Annotated in this window: 9 protein-coding genes; 2 read left to right on the forward strand and 7 right to left on the reverse strand. The window is 34.8% G+C overall.

The window, feature by feature from the left end; all coding sequences use genetic code 11:
• Positions 1 to 59: 59 nt before the first annotated feature.
• The 4 genes from N0B48_RS15465 to N0B48_RS15480 all read right to left on the reverse strand — a co-directional run bounded on the left by N0B48_RS15465 (position 60) and on the right by N0B48_RS15480 (position 3,904).
• Positions 60 to 557, reverse strand: a complete 498-nt coding sequence (locus N0B48_RS15465) for a hypothetical protein (RefSeq protein WP_259839684.1) — start codon at positions 555 to 557, stop codon at positions 60 to 62.
• Positions 554 to 1,300: a DUF3800 domain-containing protein gene (locus N0B48_RS15470; RefSeq protein WP_259839686.1), complete on the reverse strand. Its 747-nt coding sequence runs from the start codon at positions 1,298 to 1,300 to the stop codon at positions 554 to 556. The genes N0B48_RS15465 and N0B48_RS15470 overlap by 4 nt, the downstream gene beginning before the upstream one ends.
• 152 nt (positions 1,301 to 1,452) lie before the next feature.
• Positions 1,453 to 1,920, reverse strand: a complete 468-nt coding sequence (locus tag N0B48_RS15475; protein ID WP_259839687.1) for a DinB family protein — start codon at positions 1,918 to 1,920, stop codon at positions 1,453 to 1,455.
• A 292-nt stretch (positions 1,921 to 2,212) separates the two neighbouring features.
• Entirely contained in the window at positions 2,213 to 3,904 is a 1,692-nt protein-coding gene (locus tag N0B48_RS15480; protein WP_259839688.1) for a DUF6909 family protein, read from the reverse strand.
• A 291-nt stretch (positions 3,905 to 4,195) separates the two neighbouring features.
• On the opposite strand from N0B48_RS15480, the gene N0B48_RS15485 reads away from it, so the two are divergent.
• Positions 4,196 to 6,391: a glutamine synthetase III family protein gene (locus N0B48_RS15485; protein ID WP_034700888.1), complete on the forward strand. Its 2,196-nt coding sequence runs from the start codon at positions 4,196 to 4,198 to the stop codon at positions 6,389 to 6,391.
• 339 nt (positions 6,392 to 6,730) lie between these two features.
• Positions 6,731 to 7,441: a C40 family peptidase gene (locus tag N0B48_RS15490; protein ID WP_259839689.1), complete on the forward strand. Its 711-nt coding sequence runs from the start codon at positions 6,731 to 6,733 to the stop codon at positions 7,439 to 7,441.
• A gap of 351 nt (positions 7,442 to 7,792) precedes the next feature.
• On the opposite strand, the gene N0B48_RS15495 is transcribed toward N0B48_RS15490, so the two are convergent.
• The 3 genes from N0B48_RS15495 to N0B48_RS15505 form a co-directional block, all read right to left on the reverse strand.
• Positions 7,793 to 8,371, reverse strand: a complete 579-nt coding sequence (locus N0B48_RS15495; protein WP_259839691.1) for a pentapeptide repeat-containing protein — start codon at positions 8,369 to 8,371, stop codon at positions 7,793 to 7,795.
• A 92-nt stretch (positions 8,372 to 8,463) separates the two neighbouring features.
• Positions 8,464 to 10,032, reverse strand: a complete 1,569-nt coding sequence (locus N0B48_RS15500; RefSeq protein WP_259839692.1) for a DUF8694 domain-containing protein — start codon at positions 10,030 to 10,032, stop codon at positions 8,464 to 8,466.
• 48 nt (positions 10,033 to 10,080) lie between these two features.
• On the reverse strand, positions 10,081 to 11,652 hold the full coding sequence (locus N0B48_RS15505; protein WP_259839694.1) for a DUF8694 domain-containing protein: 1,572 nt from the start codon (positions 11,650 to 11,652) through the stop codon (positions 10,081 to 10,083).
• Between the last annotated feature and the right edge of the window lie 63 nt (positions 11,653 to 11,715).

An 11,715-nucleotide genomic window follows, 5' to 3' on the forward strand; every position in this document is an offset into this window, starting at 1 on the left:
AGTAACCATTCCTTAATTGGAAGTCAGTGTTAAAGGAGTTTAGAAGCCGTTTAGTTTCACTAAGCGGTTTCGGCGTTTATATAATCTATATATTCTTTTTTCTTTTTACGTAACGTGTGTGAATGTTCAATATAAAAAGCAGTCCAAAGCAAATAATATCCGTCTCTTTCGTTTAAAACAAGCAAATATCTTTCATCTTCATTGAGAATATGTATCCTATTTTCTTTTCGAATTTGTTTAACCCAAATTAAAAGCTCATCGTGAGGACAATTATCAATTATAAATTTTGGAAATCGAATTCGTTCCATTCTATTCAAATCTGGGATTCTATCGTGTTCATTTTCTCCTTCATGCGTAATATGATAAAATGTTCTATGTACACCATCTACCTCTGGAAATCTCTTAGTCCCAACTTTTGCACCTTTATAAAAAGGCTTGTTAGTAATAAAGTGGTCTTTAAAAATGGAGTAAACTTCTTTAAAATATAAACTGAAATTCCCCGAATAATCCGCAAGATAAATAGATTCAGGGAAATTTAATGGCTCTAAATTACTCATATAAAATATGGCTTTTGTGCTTCCCAAACAAAAATATTAAACTTCCTTTCTTTTAATAAGGTTGATTTAGTTAGAGAATATTTTGATCTTTTTTTTATTAATTCAACTAGCTCATTTTTAGGCTTACTTGTATTAAGACCTCTATTTACATAACCTGTCGCACCAACAAGCAAATCAGTTAGCTGTAATATTTCAACTTCATGTGACCGTACTTGTTGTACTTTTTTAATTATTTCTTTTGAATAATCATATTTATCATTTCGAAGAACCTCTTCGAGCTTATGTACTTTTTCTCTACTTCTAGTATCTTTAATGTCTATATATATGTGGTGCGAACACTGTGGTGTAAGGATAGCTTTAAGCATTCCGAAATACATTTTATAATAAAAAGTATCATGAGTATGATTAAATTTCTTATAATCAATTGCCGATTTGTCTGGAATTACTAAAACTCTAAATTGAAGATCTGTATCATCAAAAAAATAGTTTAAAACATCCTTATAATATTCAAGTTTTGTTTTTGACACTTTATTCCATTTTAACTCATAATATTCCCTATTCTCTTTATCATTTTTCTTATTTTTCGGAATTAAATTATGCTTTTCTTTTAATGAATAAAGTCTTTCAAATATTTCTTGTTTTTTTTCAATTGGGCAATAAACCGCTCCAATAGTCATAGTCCGCTCATTGTCATTTTCTAAATGGCAACTTTCATCACAATATATATTAATAGTGGGTCTCATAGTCGAATAAATAATGTAACAAATATATCTATTTAAATCTACTTTTTATTAGGGAATAACTCTTTGTAAACTAATAATTAGGTACAACTAATTTCTATAATAAATGGTTTTTAATTAAAACATTAAATAGTACTTAGATAAAATTAAAATTATTAATTGGATAACATTTTCTTTATTAAAGTGATCTGTCCCAAATGATAGTAGCTATGCTCAATCATACCCTCTATATTTCTTCTGTAGGTTCCGTATTTTTCATCCACGAAAACTTCATCCAGTTTATCATCCGGGATTTGCTCAACTAATGAGGCAAACTTTTCTGAATCTGTCCAAAGCCTGTTTAGCAAATATTTCCACTGTTCTTCAGATTTAATAGGTGGAAGATCAAAGCTGAACTGATCCTTTATTTCAAGATCACCTCCTTCCAGTACATTGACAACTCCCGCTATATAATAATGAATATGATAGGTGAGCATGGCAATGGTATTTAAAGAATCTACCTTTGTGACAGCCTGTTCCCAGGTTACCTCTGAAAGCTGGTCTTTAAAATTCGTATTGGCGATCCACAAGCCGTCCAACAAGACTTCTCTGAACCTTTTTGCTAATTGTGAAGCTGAACTCATTGTTTGAAATTTTATGATTTTTAAAGATAATTATTTTTTTAAGCTTTCGCGGATTGTGCAGATGATCAGATTTTTAACCACAAATAACACTAATAAAACCACAATTTTAAACATTAATCAATTTGTGATATTCGTGAAAAACATTTGTTTCTAAAAGCCGTGTCAAGGTTTAAAACCTTGACACGGCTGCTTCGTGGCATTCGTGAAAAACCTTGTGCCATTTGTGTTTAAAAAAAACAAAAAACCTCAAATGTAAAATACACCTGAGGTTTCAATATGATTTAAAATCAAATTATTTTTTAGCAGGAATTTCTTTTTTTCCGCTTTGTAAGATCTTTTCAAGGATTCTTAAAGTGATGAGATAGGTAGGTTTTACTCCTGTAAGACCAAGACCTCCTGAAGACAGTGTACTTCCTGTTTCCAATGGATTATCCGAAGCATAATAGGCGTAACACACAAACAGATCCGGTGCAATATGATGCCTGATCTTCGAAGCGACCTGAATAGCTTTCTGGTAATGCGCTCCTTCCATTTCAAGACCGATAGCTTTCCATGAAGTGTTCATAAAATAAGAAAGAATATCTCTGTTCTGAAGCGATGTTCCTAATACCGTGATCATCGGGCCTTCAAAAGCTTTCAGTTCCTCATCTTTAAAATCATCAAGTTTCAAGGCATTTTCAAATGGATAGTTATCTGCTGTTCCTTCAAAGATATGAGAAGTAGGAATCATGATATCTCCTTTTCCTCCATCCAGAATTCCGGCTTTACCCATGATGGAAACAGATTTTACTTTCATCATATACACCTCTCCTTTGTGTTCGAAAGGTCTTAACAGCTCATCCATTACCTCAAAAGCCTGCTCTCCGAAAGCATAGTCGAACACCATGATCACATCGTCTCCTCCATATTTTATACCGCTGAATGGGGTGTTTTTAAGATCTGTTTTGCTTAAATCAATGATCTGAACGTCAATATTACTTCCGCTCTTATCATTAATATAGATCAAACCTTCTTCCAAGGCATACTTTGAAACCTTGTCGCGAAGTTCTTTCTTATCCGAAATATCTCCGTACAGTTTATAATCTACTTCTTTGTTGTCTTTTTTCTTTAAGGCATCATTTCCATACAGCATATTTTTCACGGAATGCATGTTGGCTGAAATAATGTGAAGCGGACGCATGTGAAGATCGTTTTCAAATAACACTTCTTTCACTTTGTTGGCCCATTTCTCACCGAAATAATGGTGTCCCACTCTTTCCTTTAATATCGCACTGAAATGAATTTCTCTTTCTCTGGTCTGTTTCGCATCTTCAAGACTTACTTTTCCTAAGTTGTAGATGATTTTGAATAGACGGTCAGGATTCTGATCATCCCCGAAAGAATTATACGCATTCAACGTTTCTTCAAACGTTCTTCCTATTAAAGAAGATAAATGAATCAAAGCCACTTCTTTTTCTTTTCTGCTGAATTTCTTCTCGCCTTTTACTACTTCTTCGATGATTTTAAAAGCACGCGTAGGTTTCCAGTTTTCATCCTGAATGAAAGCCAGATTTCTCACTTTGTCTGCTTCTATAAATAAGAAGGTAAGGTGGGTAAGAATATCATAAATTTCGGAGCGCCCCAAAAGAACTTCAATATTCATCTGGTGCTCGTCTATTCTGTAACAGTTTCTTCTTCTCTTTTTAGGTACAATAGGTTCGAAACTTCCTTTATCAAAACCCTCATCTGATGTAAGATGAATAAAAGCACATTCTTCAATTCCTTCCGGAAGTCTGTCTAAAACGTACATCAAACCATTTAATTCCAATTTATTAGGAATATTCATGGTGCCATAAATCTCTGGATTGATAGTCTTTAACAAACTTCTGATACTTTCTCCAGAAACACCGGCAGGTTTAAAAAAACCTCTGTAGAAGAGGTGTCTCATAGAAATATACAATCTTTCAATTGCTTCCGTTGTTTCTCTAGCTCTAGAATTTGTCATAAAATAAATTTCACACAAATATACAAAATCTCGGCTCAACTTATTTTAAGTATCTTTTAACAAGCAGTTTAAATTTGTATCTTTATCATTCTAAAATGTACTGCGCTAAACGTATCCTTGCAGCCATAACAGGGCTAAGTATTACCTTTCATACGATATGTACCCCCTTCAAAAAAGATTAAACCATCGTTTGATTTAAATAAATTTCACAGACACCCCTAAAAAAAACAGGGGTAAATCGTTTTGAATTCATTTTTTTTGTAAATTTGCCCCACAAAATACAACCTTAATATGTCAACTTTAAGATTCAAAGCGTTAGAAACTTTACCATTTAAGGACTTCAGAAGAGATAATTCTGTTGAGGTTCCCGGAAAATTGTCAGAATTATTCTGCCAGAATGTTTTCTCAGAAGAGACGATGAGAGAATACCTGACAAAGGAAGCATTCCAGTCTATTATGGATGCCATTAAAAAAGGAACAAAGATTCAGAGACACATTGCAGACCAGGTAGCCGTAGCTATGAAAGACTGGGCAATGAGCAAAGGAGCGACTCACTACACGCACTGGTTTCAGCCATTGACAGGAACTACTGCAGAAAAGCATGACTCATTCTTTACTCCTATTGAAGGAGGAAGAGCTATCGAAAGATTCAGCGGAAACCTACTGATTCAGCAGGAGCCTGATGCATCTTCTTTCCCGAACGGAGGAATCAGAAATACTTTCGAAGCAAGAGGTTATACAGCATGGGACCCTACTTCTCCCGCATTCATCATGGGAACTACTTTATGTATTCCTTCTATCTTTATCTCTTATACAGGAGAAACTTTAGATTATAAAGCACCTCTTTTAAGAGCTTTGAATGCTGTAGATGAAGCTGCAACAAACGTGATGCAGTATTTTGACAAAAATGTAACAAAAGTAACTCCTACTTTAGGTTGGGAGCAGGAATATTTCTTAGTTGACTCCGCATTATACCAATCGCGTCCGGATCTTGTTTTAACAGGTAAGACTTTATTAGGTCACTCTCCTGCTAAAGGACAGCAGCTGGATGACCACTATTTCGGTTCTATCCCGACAAGGGTAATGAACTTCATGAAAGAGCTGGAGATTGAATGTATGAAGCTGGGAATTCCTGTAACGACAAGACATAACGAGGTAGCTCCAAATCAGTTTGAGCTTGCTCCAATGTTTGAAGAAGTAAACGTTGCTGTAGACCACAACTCTCTGTTGATGGACATTATGGCAAGAATTGCTCACAAGCACCATTTCCATATTTTATTCCATGAAAAACCATTTGCAGGAGTAAACGGAAGCGGTAAGCACAACAACTGGTCTTTAGCAACGGATACAGGTGAAAACCTTTTAAGCCCTGGAAAAAATCCTAAGAAAAACTTACAGTTCTTAACGTTCTTCGTTAATACTATCAAGGCAGTCTACGAATACGCTGACCTTTTAAGAGCAAGTATCGCTTCTGCAAGTAACGACCACAGATTAGGTGCCAACGAAGCTCCACCAGCAATTATTTCCGTATTTATCGGAAGCCAGCTTTTCAGAGTACTGGAAGAGCTTGAAAAAGTAACGGAAGGAAAACTTTCTCCGGACGAAAAAACAGATCTTAAATTAAACGTAGTTGGAAAAATTCCTGAAATTCTTCTGGATAACACAGATAGAAACAGAACTTCTCCATTTGCATTTACAGGAAATAAATTCGAGATCAGAGCGGTAGGATCTTCTGCAAACTGTGCGGAATCTATGACGGTAATGAACACCATCGCTGCAAAACAATTAATCGATTTCAAAAAAGAAGTTGATGCCCTTATTGAAACAGGTCTTAAGAAAGACGAAGCGATCTTCAATGTATTGAGAGAATACATCAAGCAGTGCAAGAGCATTATGTTTGAAGGTGACGGATATTCTGATGACTGGGCGAAAGAAGCTAAAAAGAGAGGTTTGAATAACTTAAAAACCACTCCGGAAGCGCTTAAGCAGGAAATGGATAAAAAATTCGTTGCTCTTTATGAAGAAATCGGAGTATTTACCCACAGAGAGGTTGAGGCAAGAAACGAAATCAAATTAGAAAAATATTCTACTGTTATTGATATTGAAGCAAGAGTTTTAAGTGATATCGCAAGAAACCACATCATTCCTTCAGCTTTAAATTATCAGAACAGACTGATCGAGAACGTAAAAGGTCTTAAAGAAATATTCCCGGACAAAGAATTCAAAACATTGGCGAAAGAGCAAATGAGCTTAATCACCAATATCTCCGAAAACGTTTCCAAGATCAAACTGGGCGTTGAAGATCTTATTAAAGCAAGAGAAGCAGCGAAAGCTGTATCAAATAGTCAGAAGCAGGCAGAAACGTACTGCAGCAAAGTAATTCCTTTATTTGATGTGATCAGAGAAGCTTCTGATGATCTTGAAATGATGGTGGATGACGAGCTTTGGCCAATGACTAAATATAGAGAAATGTTATTTACAAAATAACATCTGTAAAGTTCCATATTAGTTAAGCTCCCCGGTTTTTCCGGGGAGTTTTTTTTGTTTTATTAACACCGTTGAAAATTAGAGTTTTGAATCTCAGAATCCGATAAACAGAGGAAAGGTCATTTATTTTGTTAAAGAATCATAATAAAAAAAACCGCAGACTCACCAAAAACAGGCGGTTGCGGTTTGTTTTTCTTTAACATACTTAAATAATATGTTAAAATGTGTTAAATAAAGAACCTGACAATAATCATATCGGGGCTCTTTTGCTCGGAATCTCTACTTTTGTAATGCTTTGTGAAAATAAATATTCCTTTTAACACGGATAATCAAATATATATGAAGAAAAGAGTCTTGTTTTATTTAGTTGCTTTAGTGTCTACAGTTTCAGTTCAATCTTGCGCTACAAACTATGTAGTTTCACAGCCAGCAACTTACGCTAAAGAATACAAAACAGATGCCAAACTAGCTTCTATAGATAACAAGAAAATGGAGCAGGATAAGCAAAGACTTATCGATTCTTTTCTGGCTGAAAAGGCCGCATCTATCGCCAACGCGAAAAAAGCGATCAAGAATTCTGAGATTGCAAAAGCAGTCAAATACAATAAAACGATTGATAATATCCTAACAGAAGCTGAAACATACCTTGGAACTCCATACAGATACGGAGGAATGACCAGAAGAGGTATTGATTGTTCAGCTTTCGTTCTTTCTGTATTCGGAGCAGCAGCGGGGCTTAGCTTACCAAGAGTAGCAGCTTCTCAGGCTCAGGAAGGTGAAAGTATTGAAAAAGGAGACCTTCAGAAAGGAGACTTAATCTTCTTTTCACACGGAAGAAGAATCTCTCACGTAGGTATCGTAGAAAGTGTAACTGAAGAAGGTGAAATCAAATTCATCCACGCAGCCACTTCTAAAGGGGTAATGATCTCATCGCTGAATGATTCTTACTGGGGACCAAAATTCAGGTTTGCAAAAAGAGTAATCAACGAGAACGGAGATGCTTATAATAACTTAGCAGCTTCTACTCCATCCACAGCGACAAGTTTTTAATTTTAAATAATTGATTTAAATAATGAAGCCATCAGATATCTGATGGTTTTTTTATTTTGGTGTGGTTTCCCATAAAAGAATAATAGTTCAGCTTGTGAGATGGAAGAAAAGTTGAAAAGAATAAGTTTTGGCTAAAGCCTTATAAAATGGCGGGCTAAAGCCCACCTCTATTGAATTATTGGTTGATAGGTTTTAGAATAGTAGAATAAATAAAATGTTGTTTTTATTCTAACCTATCGAATAAAAATACAAAGACGGGCTAAAGCCCGCCTTTATTGAATATTTAATCATATAAACAGAAGAGGTTTTCGGGCCTCTACCATCTAACTTCTAATATCTAGCTTCTAACCTCTACTCCCTGTCAATTTCAATATCGAGCTTGTAAAGCAGTCCATGCACTTCAGAAAGGGAAAATTTAGCCTTTTTAAGCTTGTTTAAGGCTGGATCTATGGAATAGTTGAAGGAAGTCCTGAAATCTGCTTTTTCAAGGTTTGTACGGTCGAAAATAGCCCCGGACAGGTCACAGTTTTTAAATATTGAACTGGACAGGTCACATTCGGCAAAATCGGTTTTTATTAATTTAGAATTCCTGAATACGGTCTTTTTAACTGAGGTATTATAAAACACCGCATTATTGAGAGCGCATCCGTCAAAAGTAAATGAAAGGCCAAAGCCGTTGCAGTCACTGAACTGGAGCCCGAACATTTTACATTCTTTGAAAAGAACGGTGCGGAACGCTGTTTTGATCAATTTGGCCATACTCAGATTACAACCTATGAACTCACAGTCTGTGAAACTGAAATCCGAGAGATCTGCGTATTCAAAGCTGCAGTTTCTGAAGGTACAGTTTTCGTATTCGCCTGTTTGTAAGGGCTGATCTGCAAAATTGATGTTTTGGAAATCCTGATCGGAGATATATCCGTTTTTCATAATAACGAGTCAAGGGCAAGAAAGTCAAAATTTAAATTTTGACTTTCTGATGTTTTTAAATTATTATTTTATTTGATAATAGAAACATGCTCTTAATTTCTAACTTTCAATGTAGAAACCTTACCGTTATCAAGAGTGACATTCACGATAAAAACTCCATGAACTCCAATATCAAAAGAATATTTCTGGGCATTGGCTTTCGTGTTTAGAATCGCTCTTCCTGAGGCGTCAAGAACTTCTATCTTCGTAATTTTTTCAGTTTTTGATACTACCGAAAAGCCATTGTTATCTTTAAATATAGAAACACCAACATCTTTAACCGTCTCTTTCGTACTCAAAACTGTGGTTCCATATTTAGCCATGTTAATGATTCCTGCAGCATTCTTATAAGGGAAATAAAGATCATTGCCGTAGACTACGAATTTAGAATCCTGAACGCCCTGTCCACTATCCGGATTTGGTAGTACTGTTATATTCTGTCCGTCATATTTCGCCAAAAAGGTTTTTGGTGTAGGAGATATTGTTGTAGTATAAGTAAAATACAACTCCCCATTAAACTCAATAAGAGATTTTCCTATTCCTTGATCAGACGTAGAGGCGTTTGGTATTAAAGAAATACTTGTTCCAGAATACTGTCCTAAAAAGTACTTCATATTACTGTCCTGATATGGAAAATAAATATTGTTCCCAAATAAAACACGGCTTCCTGCAACGCCTTTATCGTTCATATTCAAGTTTGGTATTTCAGTTGTTGTCAGCCCATCAAAAATTGCAAATTTGCCACCTCCACTCGTCATATAAGCCTTCGAATTATACATTAAAGGTTTGCCTCCCCCACTAAGAAACATATTGGGACTCGAAATCATTGACACATCATTTACAGCCGGATCATAAGTTCCCATGCTATAGGCAGCCGGATTACTCATAAAGTACATTTTAAAATATAATGTATTATTAAGAGCAAAAATACCTCCCCAATACTCTTGGTTATTATTTGTAATTTTAGTAATGCTGGTACCATCAAACTTTCCTATCCCATCCCAATTCCCATCACCTACATAGCTAAAATATAAAATATTATTATATACCAAAGCCCAATCTCCCAATTTTATTCTATTACTTGATGAGCTGATATTATATTGATTTGGAATTTTCTTAACCACCTGTCCATCAAAGGTAAACAAATTGCTACCCCCATAATAAGACCCTTTAAAAATAAGTTTCCCATTATACAATACAGGTCCTGCCTCGCCTCCATTATCATGTATAAATATTCCTCCATCGGAACCTGCGTCTGAATTCCAAAAAGCGGTCTGTGTACTTCCATCGTAAGTAATGATATAGTCTTTCGTTCGATACTGAGTAGGAGCTGTACTGAAAAGATATGTATAATCATAATTGTAGCAGAGCTTATTATTATAAATAATCATACTGCCAGTTAGTTTTCCGTCGATAGGCTGACCATTATCATTAGGATTAGGCAGATTTACTACACTAACTCCATTAAATTGAGCCAATTTATTATTCTTAGAAAAAAACAAAGAGTTGTTATAGACAATTCCGTTTGAATCATAATTTTCGGTTGAAGAAACCACTTTCACAGTTTGGCCTAATAATCCTAAAGACATTGCCAAACTAAAGAAGATTAATTTATTTTTCATATTAAAAGTTTTAAATGTACATATTTACAAGTATTCATCTAATAATATTTAATTTCTAACTTTCAATGTAGAAACCTTACCATTTTCAAGAGTGACATTCACGATAAAAACTCCATGAGTTCCAATTTCAAAAGAATATTTCTGGGTATTGGCTTTCCCGTTTAGAATCTCTCTTCCTGAGGCGTCAAGAACTTCTATCTTCGTAATTTTTTCAATTTTTGATACTACCGAAAAACCATTGTTGTCTTTAAATATAGAAACACCAACGTCTTTAACCGTCTCTTTTGTACTCAAAACTGTGGTTCCATACTTAGCCATGTTAATGATTCCTGCAGCATTCTTATAAGGGAAATAAATATCATTTCCATAGACTACAAATTCAGAATCCTGAACACCTTGCCCATTATCAGGGTTTGGCATTACTGTAATGTTTTGTCCATTATATTTTGCCAAGTAATTAATACCTCCGGAGGTGTATGTAAAAAACATATTTCCATTGAATTCTATAAGACTCCTTCCTATACCCTGATCAGCTGTTGAAGGATTAGGAATTAAAGAAATACCAGTCCCGGAATACTTACCCAAAAGGTATTTATTATTACTGTCCAAATATGGAAAGTAAATATCATTTGCAAATAAGACCCTTCTTCCTACAATTCCTCTATCATTTGTTGTAATATTTGCGACCTGATTAACCGTTACCCCATCAAAAACAGAAAGCTTAACATCACCTACGGTTATAAAAGCTTGGGAATTATACACCAAAGGTTTTTGGGCACCACTATAAAGCAAAACAGGTGTAGGAATCTTTGATATTGTATTAGCAGAAGCATCATAGCTTCCAATACCATAGCCTGATGGCGCACTCATAAAATTAATTTTAAAATACAATTGATTATTAAGACTAAAAATACTTCCCCAATATTCTTTATTATTATCAGTATTGAGTCTTACAATACTCGTCCCGTTAAATTTTGCTATACCAGGCCATGTCATATTAGAGTCCTGATAACCAAAGTAAAGCTCATTATTGTAATCCAGTGCCCAGTCTCCCAATTTCACCTGCCCGGTTGCTTGATCGCTTTGATTGCTAACATTATTAATTTTTTTAATAACCTGTCCGTCAAATAAAAACAGGTTGGAATTTACTCCCGAATAATAAGCTCCTTTTAAAAACAATTTACCATTACTTATAATAGGTGCATTTTCGCTGCCATTGTCACCAATGAATATTCCTCCCGAAGAATAAACTGCTTCAGGATTTAAGAAAGTAGTTTGGGACAAACCATCATAAGTAACCAAAAAATCTTTGTTCTGGGATTCATTAGTAGGGCCACCTCCTGCTTTATAATCATAATTATAACACAGTTTGTTGTTATAAATAATCATATTTCCAGTTAAATTTCCAACAATGGGTTGGCTATTATATTCGGGTACAGGAATTGCCGTTACAGAAACTCCATCAAATTTTGACAGTTTAAAACTCTTAGAAAAAAATAGGGAGTTATTGTAAACAATTCCATTTAAATCATAATTTCCAGTACCTGGTACAACTACAACAGATTGTCCCAATAATCCTAATGATAGCATCAAGCTTAAAAAGGGTAATTTATTTTTCATATTAAAAGGATATATACCCTCAAATATACATCATTTTCAAATATGCATTAAAATTACACCAAG

Source organism: Chryseobacterium herbae, assembly GCF_025154075.1.
GTDB lineage: Bacteria > Bacteroidota > Bacteroidia > Flavobacteriales > Weeksellaceae > Chryseobacterium > Chryseobacterium herbae.

Bases quoted from the DNA above. Each gene is read 5' to 3' on its own strand.
- N0B48_RS15465 (WP_259839684.1), bottom strand. From the start codon at position 557: ATGAGTAATTTAGAGCCATTAAATTTCCCTGAATCTATTTATCTTGCG.
- N0B48_RS15470 (WP_259839686.1), bottom strand. From the start codon at position 1,300: ATGAGACCCACTATTAATATATATTGTGATGAAAGTTGCCATTTAGAA.
- N0B48_RS15475 (WP_259839687.1), bottom strand. From the start codon at position 1,920: ATGAGTTCAGCTTCACAATTAGCAAAAAGGTTCAGAGAAGTCTTGTTG.
- N0B48_RS15480 (WP_259839688.1), bottom strand. From the start codon at position 3,904: ATGACAAATTCTAGAGCTAGAGAAACAACGGAAGCAATTGAAAGATTG.
- N0B48_RS15485 (WP_034700888.1), top strand. From the start codon at position 4,196: ATGTCAACTTTAAGATTCAAAGCGTTAGAAACTTTACCATTTAAGGAC.
- N0B48_RS15490 (WP_259839689.1), top strand. From the start codon at position 6,731: ATGAAGAAAAGAGTCTTGTTTTATTTAGTTGCTTTAGTGTCTACAGTT.
- N0B48_RS15495 (WP_259839691.1), bottom strand. From the start codon at position 8,371: ATGAAAAACGGATATATCTCCGATCAGGATTTCCAAAACATCAATTTT.
- N0B48_RS15500 (WP_259839692.1), bottom strand. From the start codon at position 10,032: ATGAAAAATAAATTAATCTTCTTTAGTTTGGCAATGTCTTTAGGATTA.
- N0B48_RS15505 (WP_259839694.1), bottom strand. From the start codon at position 11,652: ATGAAAAATAAATTACCCTTTTTAAGCTTGATGCTATCATTAGGATTA.